Here is a 20,522-nt window from a genome sequence, read left to right as displayed (position 1 = left end):
CAAAAAGAGCTCCAGTAATTGAGTCCATAGAAAGTTATCTAAGCAGTTCTGCTGATAAATCACACGCAAGAAAGTAGAATAATCATGCACAATCTCGCAAATCTAACTCAGTGAGTAAGAGATTTCCGCAGGGGTATGAATACAACAAAGAAGATTAGATGTTTACTCAGCTTCAATTTCGGCGTTCTTAGCCTCCTCCTCCGCTTGCCTCTCCGCCTCCTCTTTCGCCAATCGCTCGGCTTCTGCTTGTTTGAGGTTGTAGATAGAATTCACCGGCATTTCGACGCGCATATCTATCCAGCGAGACTCAGGCACGTCACACGGCTCGTAGTTTTCGTAGTAAACAGGGTTGCCGTCTTTATCTATGTACTTAATGCGCTTGTTCTGAAAACGCTCCGGCATGTCTGCGTTCTGTTGGTGAAAAACAAAAACTTCAATATCACCATCAGGTCTCACCTTGTAATCAATAAGCACCATGTTTTTACCATTATGGTCTTGAGGAATAACAAAGCCGTTATTGATACCCCATGCTCCATCCGAGTTAAAACCGACAACGCCTTTAATTAAATAGTGCCCTACACCAAGGTGCTCCATTTCAACGCCTTCTGACTCTTCGTTAAGCTCAATGTGATCAGCAAATAATTTCACAATTGGGGACGCCTTTTTAACAAATCCATTATTGTCAGTGGTGACTCCTGTTAAGCGATCATAAGGAATATTTCCAGCAACTAACGTCCCTTTGGTGCTAAAGCTCCACGACCAGCTGTTAGCTTCATTCGACCATATACCACTGACACCAGAATTTTGGATGATTAAACCATACGTCTCATTCGGTCTTATTGAACATTGATAGCTTGCTGCTGTGTACTTGGTGCCATCGGCATAATTCCCAGCCACTTGCTTCCCATCTAGCTGTTTATCCATCTCTTTCGCCGTTCTCAGTTGCTGTGTTGTGCCGTCTGGCAACGTCACTGTAATTGTACCGCTTTCTGTCGCCCATCGATTTAAGATATCGCTGAACTGCACATTCGCAACGTTCATTGCTACAATCTTGTTTGCTGCATCAGAGACTGAATTCACCATCGTTGTCAGTATTTGATACGGTGCATTGCTCACCGATGCAGGCACAGGGAAACTCAGTGTTATCTCTGTGTTGCTCTGAATAGACGCAATGCTGTTAATGTAAATCGTTGCGCCATTTTGAATTAAAATAACCTGCTCTGCGGATACTCGCGAGTTGTTATCTTTCCACTTAGTACCTACTCCCACTAACTTTGTGCTGTTTGCTGTCGTTGTGACTGTTCCTACGTTGTACATAATATTCTCCGAAATTTAGATACAAAAAAACCGCAATTAAGCGGCTTGTTTATGAATTGATTGAACTATTTGAATGACGATGGGGCGCTCTTGCATGCTAAGACAAGCGCCGGATGGATTTTTAATGTGCAGTCTGAGTTGTCGCCGCCATTCCCTCGCCCTATGAGCCGTATCTTTATCACTGTGTCTTTTTGATATTTCGGTATCTTGATATAGCAGGATGCGATTGCAGCCCATGTTGTATCTGGACTATTAACTGTTGTTGTGATGACATTTTGGGAAACTCCATTTGCAAAAACTGAAATTTCAAAAGGTCTATTGATTGCTGGCTCCCTGTGCTCAGATGAAAAATGCATTGTCGGCATAATCAAATCAACATCATACGGCATGTTTCCTACGTAGATTATTGATGTTTCTATAGACATAACAGATTGTTTAATGAAATACTTTGACACCCCTTCGTATAAAACCCCCGTTGCAACATCCCCGATGAATTTTTCAGCGTGGACAGTTCCCCTGAAGTCACCATCAGTTGCATAAATCTTGCCAGTTATTTCTGCATCATTTGCAATCAACTTCCCGTTTTCAAAGTCCAGCATGAGACCTTTTTTAGCTGAAGGATCCCAATTTTTGGATTTGATAGTCGAACCGATTAACAGCTTTTCAATGGTCGCTTGATTAATAAACGCTTCATTAATAAAGACCTGTCCATTTTCAACAAAGAAAACTGGCTCTAACTTGCCACTTACAGGGTTAAAGATACCAAACGTATCAGCACTGAAACCAATTTGCGTGACGACTTGGCCGTTTTTTACCTCCACTCCCATCATGAACTTAGCGTCGTAATATTGACCATTCCAATTAATGCCGGTCTTAATTGTGTAGATAGCAGAGCCATTGCCGTTGTGGTCAAAAATGGTTTGCCCACGTTGCTCAATCGCTGCCTGCTGATTGTCAAACTCAGCTCTCGTCAACTGACTGAAATCTGCCAAAGCTTGCTCGTTGTCGCTGATTGACTGCTTGTTATCACTGATTGACGACTCTGCTTGACCGATTCGAGTAGATAAATCTGTGTTAACTTTAGCAATCGCCTGGTCTTGCTTCGCAATCGCTTCTTTCTGCGTGTCAATTTGGGCTTGAACGGTGTCAATCCTGCTATCAAACTTCGCGTTGAGCTGCTCATGGCTTTTTGCAACTGACTGCTGAGTATCTGCCAGCGCTTCTTCAACTCGCGTAAAACGAGCACCGTTCTCACCGAGCTGGGCATCAATTTGCGTGAACTTCTGCGCATAAGCTTTATCGTTATCAACAATAATTTTGTTGGTCTCACGAATAGAGGCTTTAGCACGTAAAAGCTCAGACCCTTGCTCATTTTGCTGCGCTGCGAGCTGTAACGTCGTTTCAGCTTGCGATGACTCGATGTTAGACTGCGTGTTTTGAAGGTTCGCTATCGTCGCTTCATTGCTATCAAAGCGTGAAGAAGACACTTGCTCAAGCTCCGTCAATGTCTTATCCGTCTCAGCGATGGCCTTTGTGTTAGTTGTCACTGCGGCGCTGATATCTGATAACTCTTTGTTTGTCTTGTCTATTTCCTCTTTGTTAGCGTTAATATCTTTCCCGAGTTCTGCGCGCACTTGTTCTGTGCGTTCTGAGTGTGCTTTGTCTTTCTCAGCAATTGATTTACGCACATCCACGAATTCAGCTTGCGAATCTTCGTAGTGCGCTTTCACGCTCTCTGCAAGCTCAGCCGTTGCTTTTTCATTCGTCGCTGTTGCATTCGCAATACGCTTGACGTCCGCTTTCGACTGTAGCAACTCAGAGCTATGTTGGTTCACTTGAGCTGTCGTCTGCATAATCGCTTCTGAAACTGCAAGCTCCACATTTGACAATGACGTCTCAAAGTGCGTGATATAGCCGCGCATCTCGCCGAATTCAGCTGTAGTTGATTGCTCGAATTTAGCTTGCGCTTTTTCTAAGTCGCTAGTTGCTGTCTCAACTGTTGTGACGCGTGATTTAACGCCATCTACATCAGCTTTCACTTGACTGATTTGCTGCGCCGTTGCTTTCTCATAATTCGACTGAGCATCCTTAATATTCAGGATTTCAGATGCGTTATAATCGACTTTTGCAGTAATCTGCTCTTGCCAGCGCGCAGCGGCCTCTCTGTCAGTGACTTGCACTTGCTCAATGCGGAATATCTCAGCTTTTCTATCTGCAACCTCTTCTTTCAAACTGAAATGAACTTCCGTCGTGAACTTAGTGTTCATCATCACCGCTTCGTTGACAGCTTCAACCTCTCTATCAATGCTGACAACTTTCTGCTTCACATCAATAGCATCAAGCTCAAGCTCTGCAATCGCTTCTTTGCTAAAGTCAATCTGCTCTTGCATCTGCTTTCCAGCTTCGGTGGTGAGGAAGGTGTCGCCCAGCTCGTCAATTACATCGCTGATAATGTTATCTGGCTTGCCAGTTGCTTCAACAAAATCAGAAACTCCAAACGGATTTATAGAGCGAATATAAAACCAATACTCCTGCCCCTCTTTAAGCCCATCCTTTATCCAGAAAGTACCGCGCCCGAGCCTTGCAGCCTTTATCTCAATATTAGTGGCGTTACCAACTTTTTGTTCGCTACCCCAGAATTCAAATTGAGTGTTTATCGAGTTATCGGTCGCGATGTGGGGCGTCGCTTTTAGTGCAAAGTGCATTGAATCAACTTGAATGTGCGTCGGCTTTGGTGGTGCGCCAATATTCATTTCAATTTGAGATTCAGCGCCTTTCATTCCATTAATTATTTTAGCTCTAACACCTACGAAATAATTCCCTGCGTTTAAGCCGAAAAAATCATAGCTAAACAGGCTTGTATCTTCTTCAAGCACAACGAGGCCATTTTTGTTGTACACACGAATCTCAAATGAAAGACCTTTTGTTGTTGTCGAGGACTCCCAAGAAACTGTTGTTTGTACTGTGGAACTATTCACGTTAACAACGCGCAATCGCTCAATAGAAGGGGCGCGATAGCTATTAAGTGTATCTATAGGCCTCTCAAAAACCACCCCATCATCAACTATCGCTTGTTTGTTTGGGTTGTGTTCTGTTGCAGATATTTTATATAGATTATTATTTTCTTCTTCTTTGACGCTAGTTATGCGGTATAGCTTTGGCATTAAATTTTTTGCAGCAACAATAAATGGAGAGTTCTCTTTAAAGAAAGTAGGCTCTTTTATTAGATGAATTCTATTTCCGTCAATGAAGTCAATGTCGTATTGAGCTGGCTTTCCATTCGATCCTATCATGGAAAAAGTTAACGATAACTCGTCAATCTCAATATTAGAATCAACAGTAATAACTTTTTTATTTTGCGATACAACCCTGCCGCCAATTCGTGAACCAATGTGGTTGTTATCAGCTATCTGTACAATGTCGCCCGGCATAAAAGCTATAGCTTCTCTTGCCATAGAGAATGAGATTTTGCTTGTCTCTCTTAGCGATGTCTCAAGTAACCACTTGCCTGTTCTATAAGCCTGCCCCCTGCTAGTGCAACCGAATGCCTCGATAGTTGTTTCTTTATATCCATCATTAGCAATGGACACATCGTCAGCAACGTACTCTTTTGAAGTTTCCCAGCCGTTGTTCGGGTCAACCCAGGACACTATAACAGCGTTATAGCGCTCGTTATTTGGTGTTGAATTCCTTGTGAATTTCCCATCTACAACATTGGCGTTGGTAATTAATGCTATGGGATCTGACGGCATATCCATCAGCATCGTATAATAAGTCCCGTCCCATATGGCGGAACCTCTCAACATTGAAGCAATGTTATCTAAAACAGTTTTAGCTTTTTCCTGCTTTGTTAGATATGCGTTAAGTGTAAACCTAGGTTCTTTTCCGCCATACCCATCATTAACTTGCTGATCGCAATACTGAGAAAGCAAGTATAAACGTCCGTCATCAATATCGATATTCCCAAGGGCTTTGGCTAGTCCGAACTGATCATTTTTAATCAGCGCTCTGAAAAGCCAAGCCGGATTGTTTGTCCATGCCTTTTTGAATCCACCTAGCCACACGCCATCATAGGTGCGGGTTAATGGGTTATAGTTGTCTGGTACATCAACAATAATCCCACGCATATGATAATTTCGTGTTGGGGTATCTTTGAACTGATCCCTATCTACAATAACGCCAACAATTGCAGAGCATGGATACGATAAACGGTCATCTGTAATCTCAGTGTAACTATTCCAGACGGTTCCGTTTTGCAGTGTGTCTGAGTTGCTGTCGTCGGTAATTCTTCTTACTCTCAAATCGAAAGGTTTAGCATCTGGCGCATCAATCACGTGCGCTTCTAAATACTCTCCCGATATCTTGCCGGGGCCTATCGTAACAATTTTTTTTGTCACATATCCGCCATTACCCTCTCTGACTTCGATAGCAAGTTGAACCGAGGCGTTATCTTGATTTCCACTGGAGTCTGTTTTAACCAAACTGCTAACACCGATATTTAACCTGACACGGTCAACGTCTTGATTGGTAACTGTCCGCACCAAAGGCGTCTCTTTAGTGACTTCTTTATTTACAATCACCGTTGACTCTAAGTAATCAAAGCCATTAATAGGCTCTTGAAACTCGCTACCGTTTCTCCATGCAGCCGCAACGCCGTTTATACTTACATCCCCATCTTTATTTGTGACAGGCGTCTTATTTAGCATGATTGAAGATAGATGCTCAGTATCAACAGGGCCATATATCGGGCCTTCTGATATCAAGTCTAATACTCTTAAAAATTGCTTTGACTTTAAGTTATCGTTAATAAGAGTAGGGGTTTTAGATTTTCCGCCGCCTGACGACATATTTACCTCAACTTATTGAAATATCCCAATCTTTATTGTTTGTTGTGTCTATACCCAGTGATATCACGTTACTACCAACGACCATCTCCCCGAGCAAAATAGGCACAGGGCGCCCCTGACCCACTAAATTATCTGCACTTGAAAATGAGTTATTAGTAATGCGATCTGACTGTGCATCAGTTGACGAGGGTTTATTTGGTGTTTTGAACAAGGTGTAAAGCGATAATGCTATGGATGCAGCAACCAATCCCACCACCACCCAAGTAGCCACGCCTCCCGCAATTGCCCCCTCAACTACAGGCGTGAACTTAACAACAGAATTAGCAGGGAGCCTTCTCGAAAAGCTAAACTCTAACTCGCCTGAGCTTATCTTTTGGTCGTTGATAGTGATGTGCATTTTTGAGTGAGTGAATGCTTTTCGAAACTCAATATTTTGAGCAAAAAGCAATCTTAGCCCGTCGCTGATTTTTGAAACATTCATGTCGAGGTTGCTAAAATATCTTCTAAGACCCCCTCTAAATTCAAATCTAACCATTTTTTATGTCTCCAAATTGAATGCACTGTGCGCCAGTGCCCCTGCCTTAACGGTTCTCTACGGCTCAAGTGCCCTGCACAATCGTGATGAATAGCGATATTGTCGCCAAGGTAAACCATGGCGTGGCTTGGGTTCGCTCCATAAAAAGGCGATCTAATGATGATGTCGAGTGGCTGGATGCTAGTAATGTCCACTTGATAAAAGCCGTTGTGTGGCAAATTGTTTATGTAGAGATTCTCATCCCGTAACCACCAGCCGTCAGACCTTTCATATTCAGGTAAATCGATGCCACACAAATGATATGCATCACGAAATAATGTGTAGCAGTCAGTTACTCCGTGCTCAAAATGCCTACCAAGAAGGTGCGGGACAGGCTTAAATATTCGCAATCTATTGTTACTTACAAGCCACCACTCAAGCCCTGTCATGAGTTGCTGCTTTCTGTCAGCGGCAGATAGTACAAGACGAGTCTGCGGGTGAGAATGAAAGACGGCTGTGATTTCTCCTACTTTTTCAGCCTCTGTCCATTCATCGCCACTTATCCTAAAATGCTTGCGAGGCTCATGGTGTGAGTTTTTACACCTGAATAGATGCGAATTGCCAATGATTAGCCCGCACTGCTCCAAATCGCTCTCATTAGCATATTCAATGCACTCTTTCTCAAGCATTACCCCACCTTATTGCTATTAGGAAATAACCCTATTGGAAGTACCTCAGGCCTAGGGTGCCTCAATCGACATCCGCGCTTTGAATGAGAGCATTTGTCCTTGAGCGGATCCGATGTTGGGTTATCAAATTCATCAGCGACTGGTTTACCAGAATATCTGCATCCTTTACCCCTATATACCCACTGACAAACATCCGCAAGAATTGTCCTTGCGGGGATAATTGCCGTGTCGCTCTCGGATGGTGATGCGAGAGAATATGTCACCTGCTCAAACGTCTCTTCTGTCATTTCTTCAATGATGAACACTGACAAAACCTCGCTTGTTGGGTCAGCGTCAGGATTGCCATTTTTGAAATTTATAGCATCTAATGCATTAATTGGAACCTGCCTACGAATTAACCTTGAACCAACAATGTCGTTAAAATCACTATTCAGCCCAGTCATAAACCCGAATAAATTACTTACAGTTAAAGTTGGTTTGGCTCCTGTTCCTGAAACCTTAGACTCGAACCCCTCAGCAAGTATGGGGTAAGCCTGATACTCTCGGCCTTGCCAGATTAGATTGTGATAGTTCTCATTAACACCACCATAAAAACGAATTATTTCGCCGCCTAGTCTTGATAAGTCAAGCTCGTATAAGTCCAGACAAGTCACAACCCCAGCATCGACTGCGGAGATAAGCAGCTCTTTTGGGATATCTTTCATCTAACTACTTCCTCAAACTCTGCTATTAATTTATGAACGATGCCGTTCTTGGTATAAGACCAGCTACGGCAGACATAACGCCCTTGCTGTCCCGTATCTGATGGTGTCCAGAAAAACGACTCCACAGCCCCCCTCTCCTTCAAAAAGGCTCTAACTTCTTTGGCGATATTGGGTTTTCCACACAAGCCATCTACACCGATAAATGTCAGTGCAGAATATTTAGAAAGTAGAGGATTAATGCCTTTTTGTTGGCGCTGCTCGTAACCGTCACCAAAAGTGACGACTGAGACATTAGGGGTTTCTGTGACTGTATAGTCTTTCTGCGGCACCCAATTAAATATTGGGGTCAAACCAGTCTCCTTGCTGTTTAAATATCAGGATTTTCAATAGATAAATTTGGTTTATGGTTAAAGGTCAGCCCTGTGAATCTTGCCGAAGGGATGGCTGATTAACTTCGGTGTGAGGAAAATATGCAATTTATGTTACATAGTGTTCGTTCTATGAATCAGAGCGAAGAATCAAATAAACTTGCAGTGGGACTAACTGGCTCTGATGGCTCCATTCATAACTTTGACATTAATACCACAGGTAAAAATGTCATGAATCTAACCTTAAGAGACATTGAAAAATTAGCAATTCAACATGCCAGAGAAAGCTTTGCAAACTGTTCTAACGGTTAAAATTTTCAACAGTAACAATTCGCGCACTTAGCGCATCTAATTCACAGCTCATTGCCGCTTGCATGTCAGTGAGCTGTTTTTGTAGCTCTGCAATCTGAACATTTTGCTGTGTGACTTGCGCTGATAATGTCGCAATTGTTTGTTCTAAATGTTTGTTACTCATAACTACCTCTCCTTATTAACTTAACATTCCACCCGGGCGCTTTTGGTCTTTGATTTGAAGTAATGCAGTGGTTTTCATCATTTCTTGCATTTTCTTCATTGTTGCATCATCTATCCCGTTAGTTGTGTGAATAGTGAAATGATTCTCTTGATATATTGTTGCTCCCCCGCCAGAACCTCCTCCGATGTCCTTATTCGATATAACTCTCCCATTGTCACCCGGGATCATGTATTGCTTTCCGGTGCTGGCTTTGAAGATTTCAGGCTTACCATTTTCACCAACTCGGTAATATTTATCCGCTGATACTGGGCCGCCGCTTTCACGCCCTCCGCCAAATGCCATGCCCACTGCTTGAGTGCCAAGGCCAGAAAGCTTACTTGCCATCTGCCCACCGGCCATCGCAGTTTGAAATGCCGTCGCCCCTGTCGCTGATGCAGTACCCAATGTCGCAATAGATGCTGCTATCGCCGCCGGAGTCCATGCTGCCAATGCTGCCGCTCCTCCTGCTGTTGCTGTTGCGGCTGCTGCCATCGCTGATGCTTTGCCGAGCGTTTGAGATAAAATGAAGTTTTTCACCATCTCAACACCCATTTGCACAAACGAGTTTACAAGTGTGTTTAATATCGTGCTTCCCATTGAGCGAAGGGCCTCTTCTGCTGACATGCTGCCAGTAATGATGCCTGTAAGAGCATTGGATGCGTTACCGGAAAACGAATCAATAGCGCCTGTGAGCATTTCAAAACCGAGATTTTGCTGTCTCAGTATTTGCCATCCCGCCTCGGTCATCTGCTTGTTGAATTCGTTCTGAGAAGCTGTCCTCAACATTAAATACTGAGCATCTGTCGCCTCTTTTGCAGCAGTAAACTGCTCGTGAGTCATTTGCTGTTTTGCATAAGCCTCTTCAAGTAACGCCTGCTCTTGTTTATGGAAGTTCTCCATCATCACCAGCTTTTTAGCTTGTTCATTTGCTAAAGCTTGGATGGGGTCGAATTTGGCTCGATTTTCTTCGATGTTGTTGACTGTGCTATTGACTTTAATTTCTGCGATTTTGTTAGCGTATTCAGAAGCAATTTCATATTTACGTTTATGATGCATTTCTTCTGTGATCAGATTAGCGTTAAGTTGTCTGTCTAGTTGCTCTAATGCTAACTTCTGATCTCTTGCCGCTTGGAGTCCTAAATTTTGCTTGTAAGCGTCCTCCCTATCTTTGATGGCCTGTTTTAAGTCGAACTCTTTCCCTGCAAGCTCTGTTATTTCTTCAATTTGCGGATCCGTGGCTTTTTTGCCAAGTTTTAGCTTTGCCTCTTCAATTGCTGCGTCTCTGTATAACCCCTTAGCTTCTAACGCTGCAACTTTTGTTGCATTTGCCAGATCATTAATTTTTTTCTGCAACTTCTCAGCTTCAGTGGCTTCTTTAGCCGCTGCGGTAGCCGCATCCTTGCTGGTTTTTATTGACCTCTTCTTTTCTTCATTGTTTTTGAAAGTGGCAACTGCTGCGTCTTGTAGATTTTCAATCGCTTTTTCATCTTTAACGCCCGCGTCCTCCGCTGCGTACTTAACTTGTAGCTTAACTTTTGCTTCACCATCAAGCTTAGATAAAGCCAAATCCCTCTCTATTTTCTTTTTTAACTCCTCCCCTTTTTCGCCGCCATAATCCAGCATCAAGCTTTGAGAATTGAATTTTTGCTTGCTTCTTGTGGCTTTCTCCAAATCTACGCCATACTGTCTTAGCGCAGCGCTTCCACTAGGTAGTAGAGTTTTAGCTTGATAAGATAATAGTTCAGCACCTTCTCTTAGTTCGCCATTGAATTTTGCTGTTGCTATAGTTACAAAGTTTTTGGCTTGAGATAACCTTTGTTGTGCCCTTTCAAGCTCACTCGCAGCAATTTTCTGATCATTCAAAACGATATTTAGAGCCTCAGATGCCTCCCTTCCTCTTCTGTTGCTTAACTCAAACCTTTTGATTTCTCTGTTGTAACCCTCTATTTTAACTGTGAGTTTATCAAACCGCTCCTGAGCTTCTTTTAGTGATTTTTCCAACTCTGGTATTTGTTTGTTTGCTTTACCTATCTCTTCTCCAATTTGAGCTCGCGTCATCTCTTTGAATTTTTGGATAAGCCCGTTTACTCCGTCCGCTAGGCTATTCGCACTATCTCTAGCTTCCTGAGCCTTTTGGCTAAAATAGAACAAGCCTGACGCCGCCAAAACTGCAAATCCTACTGGCCCACCAACCAACCCAAGCGCACCTCTCAGCACGCCGCCAATCGTAATGCTAGCCCTTGACGCCGCCGCAGCCGCTTCCGCTTGGGCTAATCTATGCTCAGATAACAATCTGTTGTACCTATTTACTATTGGAGCAGCGTTTCTTCTTGCTGCCGACAGCCTAGCTTCTGCTGCTGCAACTTGATCGGTTGTTGTTGCAGTTGCTCTCATTTGTTGCGCTAGCTTAACTTCATCTAGCGCTCTTGTTTTAGCTACTGACGCTGCTCTTAAATTTGCAGCGGCTGTTAATTCTGCTGATGATGCAAGCCTGTGTTCCGCTATGGCTAAATTTCTTGATTCTATAGCTGCTTGTATTTTCCCTTTTGCTGCCATCGCTAGTGCGCCAGCAAACCTACTGCCTAGCACTGATGCTAGCAACGTTAATACGCCAGCCAATGCGCTCAGGTTTTCACTTACTGTTACAACAGAATCATTGAATACACTCACAAATGACTTTATTGTTGATGACTCTCCAAAAAACTTTGTGATGTTATTCCCAGCCTCTTGCATTGCTTGAGACATCGTCTGAGTTGTATTTGCGAACTCCTTGCCGATTGAGTCACCTTGAGATAAAAGGCCATTGACAACGACATCTGTCGTTAACTTTCCTTCTGCTGCCATTTTTCTCAGCTCGCCAATTCCAACACCTAAAGAATCAGCCAAAGCGACCATTAAACGACTTCCTTGCTCGGATACAGAGTTAAATTCTTCTCCTCTCAGCACGCCAGAAGCAATGCCCTGCGACAGCTGAATAATGGCGTTCTCCGCCTCTTGCGCGGTTGCTCCGGAAACAATAAACCCCTGATTTATTATTGTCGTGAGTTTAGCTAGATCTTGAGCTGACGTGTTGTACTGTCTTGTTCCTCTTTCTAAGCGAGCATATAGAGTTGCCGTTGCATCTAAACTTGATCGAGTTGTTTGAGAAATATTAAATATTCGCTCAGTGACATCAACTAAAGACTCCCCCTCTCTAATCGAGTTAGAGAGTTTGTTGTTTAATGTTGTCCATGCTTCCGCGTAGTCGGCTACAGACTTAACAGAGAGATAACTTGTTAACGCTACTGCCACTTTAGATAGAGATAGCATCGCCTTGTTTGTGCGATCTATTGCAGTGCTTGTGCTGTTAAAGCTTGACTCCATTCTATTGAGCCTCTGTTCTAGAGTTCTCTGTGAAGTTAAAAGCTGCTGAACATCCATCGATACGTCGTATACTATCTCGCCTAGATTCGTTGACATTTCTTTCTCCTAGAAAAAGAAAAGCCCCGTCAACGCGACGAGGCCTTTAGCTAAAATAAAAAACCCCGCCAAACGGCAGGGTGTAATCAATAAAGTTGTATGGTTTATTCCTCGATCAGCTCATATGTTATTCTTGCTGTAGGAATAACTGTAGTTGATGTTGTTTTCAGCTCTATATCAACCCTACCCAAGTCTGTCGTCACACTTTCATTGATATCGTCACAAGTTTCAAACTCAGTACACTTTTTTCGTATAATATCAAGGGTGTTTTTGTCAGCCCCATGCTTCTCTAAAAAAGAAAACTCACTATTTAACTTGTCAAGTAAAACGTCATGAACCAAAAAACTTTTGAGTGGGTCAGGGTTTTCCCCGCGAAACCAGATGGTAACATGACTTAACTTATTGTCACTAAATCCAATAACACCATAATCAATCCATTCATTAAATGGATTCCCTCCATAAAATGAGCACTGCGCATATAAATCACTTGCATCATCACACTTAATTTTTTCACCATACTGGGATTGAGTCTTGCTCATAGACTGCCCCCACGTTAAACCAAACGGGGCATCTTGTTTACTGTCACAACCAGCCAGCAAAGCAACCACCGTAGCAATTATCAGTACCTTTCTCATCTCACCCTCACCTCAGTTTTTATTAATTTAATTTATGATAGCCCGAGGGTGACGCAAAACAAAGCAAAAGGCCTCAGTTAAGAGGCGTAGTGTGTGATCTGGATTACAAGCCCAAGGACGGGGTATCAATTCTAACGATTCGTTATAATCAAACAATATCAATAATTTGAGATATTCAGGCAATAAAAAACCCACCGGAGTGGGTTAGTTGAATTTATTTAAGAGCTCAGTCAGCTTTTGAGTTGACGCTGGTCTGTCTATGTTATTCCTGACATTACTTCGCTTCTGCGCTCTGGCTATTCGGTCACCAAAATATTGTTTAAATAATATATATTCTGGCTTACTCTCAGGCTCAACATCAAAGTAAGATATCTTTCCATACAGTGCACAAAGCCAATCTGCACATTGAATAGTCTGATACAATTTACTGTCTACCTGAACAGGTGCTTCCAACAGTTGATACTTATCGCATTGATGCATTTCATATATCGAACGCTTTACAATTTCTTTTCTTATCTCATGGTCATCCATAAAAATAAGAAACTGAGCGTCTTGGCCCTTGAATTCATCATCAAGCCTTTTAATAACTTCTTTTAGACTGGATTTGTATACACCTTGAGGATTGTGCTTCTCAACCCCCCTTTTTTTAGCCTCTCCAACATAAAACAAAAAACCACCCATCTTGGTTATATTGTTTATAATTCTTCCAGTGCTACCGATCAGAAAGCTTTTATATTTTTTTAAGTTGGCTACAGAATACTGTTTTGACCCTTTCTTTTCCCAGTTAGACAGTTGAAATTTTCCACCAGCCTCTTCTTCTTTCTTCCTTGCGGCAGGAATCTCATATTTACCAAAAAGATTTTGTTTTAACTTAAAGAAGAAATGAGAGAAGTCTCGAACTCTATTAGCAGGAATTACAAATCCACCTAGCCCGAATACTGGGTGAGTGTTATGAAGCTCATGATCATGTGATATGAATGGACCGTCATGGCCAAATTCATCTAGATATACTATGTATAACTGAGACATGTTATTTTTCTATAGGTTTAAATACACGGAAGCTCGACTATAAATAGCCGAGCCCCGGAATCAGCAGCAGAGAATTCTCATCCCCCGCCTCTGGATTCAGAGTCTATTACCTTGAGGTTAATGGTGTCAAGATCTTTTTATTGCGTAATGACCCATTAAGCGTATAATTCGCGCCCCACGAGATTGCCACGTTATGATTTGCGCTGCAATAGAATCTTATGTGAGCACAGGTAAAATGCACCAAACCACTGTATACATACACAATGATACCTAGTTGGCGCATTGATACTAGGGCATTGCTGCCCTACTTAGTATTATTTCCTACTCACCAATCGACGCTTACCACTGATCAGCTCATCATTGCGCAGGTCATCAGCTTTCATGATCTCGTCGTATTCTTCACGAGTGAAGCCTTTCTCGTCTGGATATTTAGCTTTTAGCATCATGACGAACTCGGTCATGGTTAATTGCTCCGCCTCCTCACGACTCATTCCAAAATGAGCTCGAGCAGCATTGATGTACTCAATGGCATTAAAGCTATCTGTAAATTCGTTTTTACCTTCGTTACGCTGAAGCTTTCTAACCTTTACTTTGCCAACAATGCCATGCATCATTAACTCATTAGCCAACACAATTATGGATGTGACAGGCATCTTGCCTAGCCTGTATGTTGAGCCATTTCTACTTGGCTTCCACTCGCCTATCAGCTCATCGCAATCATCATTACAGCAAGCTTGCATCACCATCATTGATGTTGATAAAACGCTGCGTCCGTAGGCTGGTTTTTTTAACGCTCTAAATAGCCAATCAGGAACCTCTCCATAAGCATGTTTGGCGCGAGCAATTAATGCCTGAGCCTCCGCCCCGCTTATCAGAGTAAGTGCATTAACAATCTGCTCTGGCGTTCCTATTCTTGTCATCGCATCAAATGAAGGCTTGAAAAAATAATCTTTGTCAGGCGTTGATATTATGAATTCGCCATATTCCTTTCTTGCTGCCATTTTTCCCCCTGAAAATATTATCAAGGGCACTCGAAAGCACCCTTTGTAATATTAAGCAGCCGTGACAGTGACTACGCATTTAGCAGTTTTTGCACCATCTTCAGATGTGACAGTTACATTTGCTGTTCCTGCTGCAACACCTGTGACAGTGACAACATTCACCAACTTACTAACTGTTGCAAAGTTAGCCTTATCACTTACAACCGTGTAATTTTTATTGGTTGCATCTGTTGGCGTGAAGTTAACTGTGAACGTGCCTGTTTCACCTGCTTTTACGCTCAATGTTGCGGGCGTGACTGATACTCCTGTTACTGCAACTTCCTCAACTAGCCATTCAATCGAGTCAGCATCAGATACTTTTAACTCTCCCGAGTAAGTAGCGATTTCTGATGCTGGAAACTCAGAAGACCAAGATGTGAATACAAAATACCCTTGAAGAACAACAGCATCCTCTCCAGTGAAGTCCATCTGCACCCAATAAGCAGGCTGGCGACCCATTTGCACTTCTTTAGGGATCTCCTGTAATAGCTTTAATGGCCCAAAGTCAGTATCTTTGTCTCTCTTGCGATACTCTCCGTCGAATGAGATAGAGAGATCCATGTTGGTAACAATGTTTTCTATTAGGCCTTTTGTATCGTCTGCCTCTGACGTAATCGAATTTGGTGATAAATCAAAGGACTTTGTTGTAATCGCGCCAATCCGCTTAAATGCAGACTGCGCTGGAACTTGGTCAGGGCAGCCAGGAGCAATACGAATAACTGCATTGCGCCCAATCAACTTGTTAGTTTGTACGGGGCAGTTAGCCATGTTTTACCTCTTTCTATAGAAAATAAAAAAGGCCGCACATTGGCGACCTAGTTTGAGATTTGTTTGTTTATGATAAGCAGCGGAATGAGAGCCTGAATATCGTTCGGTTTTCTGTGGTTACAATTCCTGATGGCAGCCCACCCATGTTAAAAACTGAGTTGAGATTACAGTCACTAGGATTTGCCGCGACATATTTGAGTATTTCATCAGCGCGAGTTAATGCGGGAATTGGGTCATCTTGTGCGGACACGAGAATAACATCTACATAATCATCTGCACTCAACTCACCCAACCGACCAGAACCACTGGCAGGGCGGATAACAATATATTGCTGGATTTTAGTTTCTGGACGCTCTTTCCAGTCTAAGCGTTGAACAATGAATCCATCAGTAAGTCCACCGCGCTTTAAGTAGTCAAGAAAATCATCAATAATCACACTCTCAGCTCCCTTGTTATCACTTCATGTATACGCTCCTCAGACTCTTCGAAAGCAGATTTAAGAAACTCTTTTTTCGCAGAGCTACGCCTAAAGTTTTGTTTCACTTTAGGGTCATGGACATACACCGCATAACTTGCGCTATAACCAACCCTCCCCGTTATGCGAGTGCCGTTCACTTTAGTTTCGCGAAACTGCGAATTAATTAGCGTTGATGTGTCAATAGGGGTATACACAGCAGACAGCTCAGCACCGACAAGGATCGCTTTATGTATTGCTGTTTCCGCTTTTTTTGTTGTTGCGTTAATAAACGCTCGTGTATTGCGCCTTGCACTGTCAAGCCCTCTAACTCTGCCAGCCATATCAAGTCCTTATTTCATAATCTGGCTCTTCCCCGAAAAAGCTCATATCATCTTCTTTAACTGTGATGATGATGTCAGCTCCTGCGACTCTCGGGTCAGATTGAGAAGTGGTATCGCCTTTGGCAATGTAGAACCCGCGCTCTGGCTTTTGAACATCTACACCGCTACGCTTCAATTCAGTGTAAAAAACGTTATTGGTGACGAACTCTTTGCCCATATCGTCTTTCACAACTTCATTACTAGATTGCCATGTGCAGTCAATAAGATAAGGAGGCCCGTAGGTAGTTTCATCCCCCCACTCGCCGCCACCATGAATGACAGGGTAAATTGTTGCGATGTTGGTATATGACCAATTAGCGGTAGCGCTCATCGACCACCTCCGCACATACATCCGCCTTTAGCTATCCACAATCCAGCATGCGCCGTTTGAGTCGGGTCAGATGGGATTAGACCATTAGCACATCCGTACTTATCTAAGCTACGTAGAAGCGATATAGCCGCTTTCCATCTATCACCAAAGGATTGATACCGAAATGACCGTGACGCACCGTTGGGGGCTGATTGCGAGATGATATACTTATCACCCTGACCAAGCGCCATGAGTGCAAGTAAATACATCTGAATCAATAGTGCGGTTGCCGCTGGATAATGCTTATCAAGGCATTCCTGAATGCTGCCGACCTGCTCAATCAACGCGTCGAGAATAAAATCAGGCAACTCTATTCCCTGCCCCGTCAGGTATTCTTTGGCTTGCTCTTTTGTGATCATGATTACCTCACAAAGCAAAGCCCTCTTTCGAGGGCATAAAAAACCGCTTTCGCGGCTATTCTTCTTTGTCTTTCTTCGACTTGGCTTTCGGTGTGGATGGGATTAATTCAGCAGCCTCAATTGATAACTTCCGAACATTTGGTTTCAGTGCGGGGTGAAGGCTTTCAATATCAACAACCTCACCTTTTTCGACACCATACCAAGGGATAATAACTTCATACTTAGCCATTTTTATCTCCTTAGCTCAGTTTCGCGCCATAAACCACGCCAGACTTACCTTCGCCATCACGAGTGATTTGCAGACCTGCCGCGCACATGATTTGGAAATTGTAGTTATCCTGTGGCATAAAACGAGGCTTAGGAACAACACCAGTCGCCATGCCAACTAAAGGAGTCACTACATCTTTGCGACGCTGATACGCAATGAACTCAGTACCTTTAAGCGCATAAGTCGGGCGAATTTCTTTCACGCCAGCATACGGCAGTAATGTGTCGATAACACGACCATTCACTACGCTATTGCCAGCACCTGCGCCAACCGCAACCACTGTAGGCTTAATCAGGTTACCCCATGCCTCATAGCTCACCCACATAACATCGTAAGCGTCTACTTTGTTGTTGAATGCAGTCTGGCCGAACGCACCACCAAAACCAAAGAACGCTAACAATGCAGGCAAGTCAGCAGTGGTTAAATCGATATTAGCACCAGAAGCTCCCAAGTCGATTTTCGCTGTGTTGCGGTGATTCTTCATGCCTTGGCCTTTGTAACCATCAACGCTGATTTTGTCGTCACCATTCAGGAAGTAATTAACAATTTTCTTGTTGAATTGGCGCATCTTCGCGGTTTGAGAATCTAACACTAAGTCGATGCCAACAGTGCTTAGCCCTGCCGCATGACGCCAGTTAACACCATAACCTGCGGTGAATACTGGAATTGGGTCACCGTCTGAGTCGTATCCAGTGTGATCATGCGAATATGGTGCTTGACCATCGATGCTGATTGATACGTCATCAGCAATATCGCCAACCACGTTATACAGTTTCGCTGTTTTGCCAATTGGTAACACTGTTTGCAGGCCCATTAAATCATTGACGATTTCCATGCCTGTTTCTTGGCCGCGGAGTTGGATAATATTACGGTCAATCTCAGCCCAAAATTCACGAGTGAAGCCGCCAACTTGGTTTGCCGCTAACGTCTCACCGTCCATCACGTTCTGATACTGGTTAATCATCAAGTTATGTTGCGTGTTATAGATATTACGTGTAGCCCATAGGCTATCCCACTGACGTTGCAGTCGGCTATTTGTTGCTAAAGTTTCAGCAGTATAAAACATGTTTTTTCCTTTTTATTAATCAGTAGTTGCAGTAGCTACAGTGCCAACACGAAAGCGAACACGAATGAAATCATCATCTTTTAGCGTCACTTCATCTTGAGAGTAGCCAATTACTGATTCTGTATCAGCAGATGCAAGAGCGCCTTTACCATCAGCACCAAGCTTGATCGGAGAGTCTTTTTTATAAGTTCCAGCAGGAACCAATACAGCCAACTCTCGACCTTCTTCTACATACTCACCGACAACAGAGTCACCAGCAGGAATAGCATCACGAATTGTCAGACCTTGGTGATACGCTGGATTGGTAATGTAGATGCGACCAGTTAATGCTGTGGCTTGTGCAAACTCATCATCTGCATCAATAACCACGAAAGTACCGGGCAACACATTCGCCTTTGCTGCGCGTGTTTCTGTGATTGATTTGCCGTCAAGATTTACACGGCGGTAACGACTAGTAGCCATTATTGAGCTCCCTTAAAGTATTCCGCTGGGTTTGGTGCGCCAACTTGCTCTTGCTGTGCGACTGAGTTGCCAGCTAATGATGCTGCTTCACCGAGTTGCTTGTGCATATCGATTAATGCTTGGCCTTGTAGTGAATTTGCAACCACTTCGCCATATTTAGCTGCTACCTCTTTGCGCATTTCGGCTTCTTCTGCACGTTGGTTTGCGGTTAATGATTCTTCCAGCTTCTTGTGGTTAACCTGTAACGCATCAACCTTTTCATTGATTGGCTTTAGTTGCTCAGCAAGGTTCGCTGCTAATGCCTGAGCAATATCACCTACGAGTTCTTTCTTTTCTTCTTGAGTTAAAGGCATGTCGCCCTCCGTACTGTTATTGATTGCAGGGCTTGCCTGCGGTTTACTGAATACCGATTTAAGTTTATTTGTTACCACTTTGACCCATGACTCTTGGCGCTCCACTTCTTCGCCTTGAGTATCAAATGTGATAACGCCATCTTCGTTAGTGTAGGAATGCAATTTAGCCGTGCCGTTATCTACGATGATGACTGCGTGTGTATCAGTGAAATCAGATACCCATACAAACTCACCACCAGTAGCAAACTGCTTGCGAGCCGCCATCGTTAACTTGTGTTCTTTCTCGCGATAGGTTTCGCCAGTGAGCGCGCCGTTATTGATTTGCATCTCAGTTGCTTGGTCAGCATTAACCATCATCCCAACACCTTGAGTTGGTGTTGCTGCACCAGATTCATGAAGTAATATTGCGTCATGATCCATTCTGTGAATTTTTGCAATCCAGTTATAGCCTTGCGCTTTCTGTTCTTCGTTGGCTTCGAGTTTCTCCAAGAAAACAGCCACGCTGGTATGAATTGGCTCTGAGCTTTCGCCGCTTTCCAGCGCTTCTACCCTTGCCAAAACTTCGCGACCACCTTCAGATTCTTTTGCCTTGTTTACATCAATCCACTTTTCGACATAGATTCGATTACCGACCTTCTCTACATTTCGATTCCACGCCCCAATATGCCCCTGATTGATGCCCTCAGCCGACAAAGCTGATACAAACTCACCATTTACCGTCGGATGCCCAAGCGGAGCAAGAGTGCCTTCTAGACCTCTGTAATGAGCATCGATTTCAGTGCTTGGATACAATCCGCCATTCATGATCACGTTTGCTGGCAGTGTGTAACTCGGGATGATGATGTGCTCACGGCCGTTATAGGTTTCACGCCTGATTGATGCGCTATTAACCTTGGTCGTGACGTTTACTTGAATCGGCATCG

21 protein-coding genes are annotated in these 20,522 nt (G+C 43.4%); 1 reads left to right on the top strand and 20 read right to left on the bottom strand.

Features of this window, described 5'->3' with window-relative positions:
* Positions 1-162: 162 nt before the first annotated feature.
* The 6 genes from PR709_RS17415 to PR709_RS17390 form a co-directional block, all read right to left on the bottom strand.
* Positions 163-1,317: a phage tail fiber protein gene (locus PR709_RS17415; RefSeq protein WP_272571053.1), complete on the bottom strand. Its 1,155-nt coding sequence runs from the start codon at positions 1,315-1,317 to the stop codon at positions 163-165.
* A 65-nt stretch (positions 1,318-1,382) separates the two neighbouring features.
* Positions 1,383-6,164 (bottom strand): TipJ family phage tail tip protein, encoded by a 4,782-nt coding sequence (gene gpJ / locus PR709_RS17410; RefSeq protein WP_272571052.1) that lies wholly within the window; start codon positions 6,162-6,164, stop codon positions 1,383-1,385.
* A gap of 7 nt (positions 6,165-6,171) precedes the next feature.
* On the bottom strand, positions 6,172-6,645 hold the full coding sequence (locus tag PR709_RS17405) for a tail assembly protein (protein WP_272571051.1): 474 nt from the start codon (positions 6,643-6,645) through the stop codon (positions 6,172-6,174).
* Positions 6,642-7,367: a C40 family peptidase gene (locus PR709_RS17400; protein ID WP_272571050.1), complete on the bottom strand. Its 726-nt coding sequence runs from the start codon at positions 7,365-7,367 to the stop codon at positions 6,642-6,644. Before PR709_RS17400 ends, PR709_RS17405 begins: the two co-directional genes overlap by 4 nt.
* Positions 7,367-8,071, bottom strand: coding sequence for a phage minor tail protein L (locus PR709_RS17395; RefSeq protein WP_272571049.1), 705 nt, complete (start codon positions 8,069-8,071; stop codon positions 7,367-7,369). Before PR709_RS17395 ends, PR709_RS17400 begins: the two co-directional genes overlap by 1 nt.
* Complete coding sequence (locus PR709_RS17390; RefSeq protein ID WP_206093076.1) at positions 8,068-8,421, bottom strand: phage tail protein; 354 nt, start codon at positions 8,419-8,421, stop codon at positions 8,068-8,070. Before PR709_RS17390 ends, PR709_RS17395 begins: the two co-directional genes overlap by 4 nt.
* Positions 8,422-8,550: 129 nt before the next feature.
* Here PR709_RS17390 and PR709_RS17385 point away from each other — a divergent pair, with 129 nt between their 5' ends.
* Complete coding sequence (locus PR709_RS17385; protein ID WP_272571048.1) at positions 8,551-8,751, top strand: hypothetical protein; 201 nt, start codon at positions 8,551-8,553, stop codon at positions 8,749-8,751.
* Here the strand turns inward: PR709_RS17385 and PR709_RS17380 are convergent.
* From PR709_RS17380 to PR709_RS17315, 14 genes are all read right to left on the bottom strand, one after another.
* Complete coding sequence (locus tag PR709_RS17380; RefSeq protein WP_272571047.1) at positions 8,741-8,914, bottom strand: hypothetical protein; 174 nt, start codon at positions 8,912-8,914, stop codon at positions 8,741-8,743. The genes PR709_RS17385 and PR709_RS17380 overlap by 11 nt on opposite strands.
* 15 nt (positions 8,915-8,929) lie before the next feature.
* Positions 8,930-12,412 carry a tape measure protein gene (locus PR709_RS17375; protein WP_272571046.1) on the bottom strand — a complete coding sequence of 1,161 codons (3,483 nt, stop codon included), beginning with the start codon at positions 12,410-12,412 and terminating at the stop codon, positions 8,930-8,932.
* 104 nt (positions 12,413-12,516) lie between these two features.
* On the bottom strand, positions 12,517-13,047 hold the full coding sequence (locus PR709_RS17370; RefSeq protein WP_141173689.1) for a hypothetical protein: 531 nt from the start codon (positions 13,045-13,047) through the stop codon (positions 12,517-12,519).
* A 204-nt stretch (positions 13,048-13,251) separates the two neighbouring features.
* The gene (locus tag PR709_RS17365; RefSeq protein ID WP_250170521.1) at positions 13,252-14,076 is read right to left on the bottom strand and encodes a DUF3800 domain-containing protein; all 825 of its coding nucleotides are present in this window, start codon (positions 14,074-14,076) and stop codon (positions 13,252-13,254) included.
* 314 nt (positions 14,077-14,390) lie between these two features.
* On the bottom strand, positions 14,391-15,077 hold the full coding sequence (locus tag PR709_RS17360) for a DUF6246 family protein (RefSeq protein WP_272571045.1): 687 nt from the start codon (positions 15,075-15,077) through the stop codon (positions 14,391-14,393).
* A gap of 51 nt (positions 15,078-15,128) precedes the next feature.
* Positions 15,129-15,884, bottom strand: a complete 756-nt coding sequence (locus PR709_RS17355) for an Ig-like domain-containing protein (RefSeq protein WP_206093063.1) — start codon at positions 15,882-15,884, stop codon at positions 15,129-15,131.
* Between the two features lie 67 nt (positions 15,885-15,951).
* Positions 15,952-16,320 (bottom strand): phage tail termination protein, encoded by a 369-nt coding sequence (locus tag PR709_RS17350; RefSeq protein WP_052127995.1) that lies wholly within the window; start codon positions 16,318-16,320, stop codon positions 15,952-15,954.
* Complete coding sequence (locus PR709_RS17345) at positions 16,317-16,682, bottom strand: HK97 gp10 family phage protein (RefSeq protein WP_206093064.1); 366 nt, start codon at positions 16,680-16,682, stop codon at positions 16,317-16,319. Before PR709_RS17345 ends, PR709_RS17350 begins: the two co-directional genes overlap by 4 nt.
* Before the next feature lies 1 nt (position 16,683).
* Positions 16,684-17,052 carry a hypothetical protein gene (locus PR709_RS17340; protein WP_206093065.1) on the bottom strand — a complete coding sequence of 123 codons (369 nt, stop codon included), beginning with the start codon at positions 17,050-17,052 and terminating at the stop codon, positions 16,684-16,686.
* On the bottom strand, positions 17,049-17,450 hold the full coding sequence (locus PR709_RS17335) for a DUF7370 family protein (protein WP_072502873.1): 402 nt from the start codon (positions 17,448-17,450) through the stop codon (positions 17,049-17,051). The genes PR709_RS17340 and PR709_RS17335 overlap by 4 nt, the downstream gene beginning before the upstream one ends.
* Positions 17,451-17,505: 55 nt before the next feature.
* Complete coding sequence (locus PR709_RS17330) at positions 17,506-17,679, bottom strand: glycoprotein (RefSeq protein ID WP_072502872.1); 174 nt, start codon at positions 17,677-17,679, stop codon at positions 17,506-17,508.
* A gap of 10 nt (positions 17,680-17,689) precedes the next feature.
* Entirely contained in the window at positions 17,690-18,784 is a 1,095-nt protein-coding gene (locus PR709_RS17325) for a major capsid protein (protein WP_171831166.1), read from the bottom strand.
* Positions 18,785-18,799: 15 nt separating this feature from the next.
* Entirely contained in the window at positions 18,800-19,246 is a 447-nt protein-coding gene (locus tag PR709_RS17320) for a gp53 minor capsid family protein (protein ID WP_053110927.1), read from the bottom strand.
* Positions 19,246-20,520, bottom strand: coding sequence for a hypothetical protein (locus PR709_RS17315; RefSeq protein ID WP_072502871.1), 1,275 nt, complete (start codon positions 20,518-20,520; stop codon positions 19,246-19,248). The genes PR709_RS17320 and PR709_RS17315 overlap by 1 nt, the downstream gene beginning before the upstream one ends.
* Positions 20,521-20,522 lie beyond the last annotated feature (2 nt).

The sequence above is a fragment of the Providencia sp. PROV267 genome, assembly GCF_028477825.1.
Classification (GTDB): domain Bacteria; phylum Pseudomonadota; class Gammaproteobacteria; order Enterobacterales; family Enterobacteriaceae; genus Providencia; species Providencia stuartii.
The sequence above is the reverse complement of the archived record's forward strand: the minus strand, read 5'-3'. Positions and strand labels throughout refer to the sequence as shown.

What these genes read in the sequence shown, in the direction of transcription:
- PR709_RS17330 (WP_072502872.1), bottom strand. Translation starts at nt 17,679, where the DNA reads ATGGCTAAGTATGAAGTTATTATCCCTTGGTATGGTGTCGAAAAAGGT.
- PR709_RS17400 (WP_272571050.1), bottom strand. Translation starts at nt 7,367, where the DNA reads ATGCTTGAGAAAGAGTGCATTGAATATGCTAATGAGAGCGATTTGGAG.
- PR709_RS17365 (WP_250170521.1), bottom strand. Translation starts at nt 14,076, where the DNA reads ATGTCTCAGTTATACATAGTATATCTAGATGAATTTGGCCATGACGGT.
- PR709_RS17355 (WP_206093063.1), bottom strand. Translation starts at nt 15,884, where the DNA reads ATGGCTAACTGCCCCGTACAAACTAACAAGTTGATTGGGCGCAATGCA.
- PR709_RS17380 (WP_272571047.1), bottom strand. Translation starts at nt 8,914, where the DNA reads ATGAGTAACAAACATTTAGAACAAACAATTGCGACATTATCAGCGCAA.
- gpJ (WP_272571052.1), bottom strand. Translation starts at nt 6,164, where the DNA reads ATGTCGTCAGGCGGCGGAAAATCTAAAACCCCTACTCTTATTAACGAT.
- PR709_RS17385 (WP_272571048.1), top strand. Translation starts at nt 8,551, where the DNA reads ATGTTACATAGTGTTCGTTCTATGAATCAGAGCGAAGAATCAAATAAA.
- PR709_RS17325 (WP_171831166.1), bottom strand. Translation starts at nt 18,784, where the DNA reads ATGTTTTATACTGCTGAAACTTTAGCAACAAATAGCCGACTGCAACGT.
- PR709_RS17375 (WP_272571046.1), bottom strand. Translation starts at nt 12,412, where the DNA reads ATGTCAACGAATCTAGGCGAGATAGTATACGACGTATCGATGGATGTT.
- PR709_RS17360 (WP_272571045.1), bottom strand. Translation starts at nt 15,077, where the DNA reads ATGGCAGCAAGAAAGGAATATGGCGAATTCATAATATCAACGCCTGAC.
- PR709_RS17335 (WP_072502873.1), bottom strand. Translation starts at nt 17,450, where the DNA reads ATGATCACAAAAGAGCAAGCCAAAGAATACCTGACGGGGCAGGGAATA.
- PR709_RS17315 (WP_072502871.1), bottom strand. Translation starts at nt 20,520, where the DNA reads ATGCCGATTCAAGTAAACGTCACGACCAAGGTTAATAGCGCATCAATC.
- PR709_RS17340 (WP_206093065.1), bottom strand. Translation starts at nt 17,052, where the DNA reads ATGAGCGCTACCGCTAATTGGTCATATACCAACATCGCAACAATTTAC.
- PR709_RS17405 (WP_272571051.1), bottom strand. Translation starts at nt 6,645, where the DNA reads ATGAATGTTTCAAAAATCAGCGACGGGCTAAGATTGCTTTTTGCTCAA.
- PR709_RS17345 (WP_206093064.1), bottom strand. Translation starts at nt 16,682, where the DNA reads ATGGCTGGCAGAGTTAGAGGGCTTGACAGTGCAAGGCGCAATACACGA.
- PR709_RS17415 (WP_272571053.1), bottom strand. Translation starts at nt 1,317, where the DNA reads ATGTACAACGTAGGAACAGTCACAACGACAGCAAACAGCACAAAGTTA.
- PR709_RS17370 (WP_141173689.1), bottom strand. Translation starts at nt 13,047, where the DNA reads ATGAGAAAGGTACTGATAATTGCTACGGTGGTTGCTTTGCTGGCTGGT.
- PR709_RS17320 (WP_053110927.1), bottom strand. Translation starts at nt 19,246, where the DNA reads ATGGCTACTAGTCGTTACCGCCGTGTAAATCTTGACGGCAAATCAATC.
- PR709_RS17395 (WP_272571049.1), bottom strand. Translation starts at nt 8,071, where the DNA reads ATGAAAGATATCCCAAAAGAGCTGCTTATCTCCGCAGTCGATGCTGGG.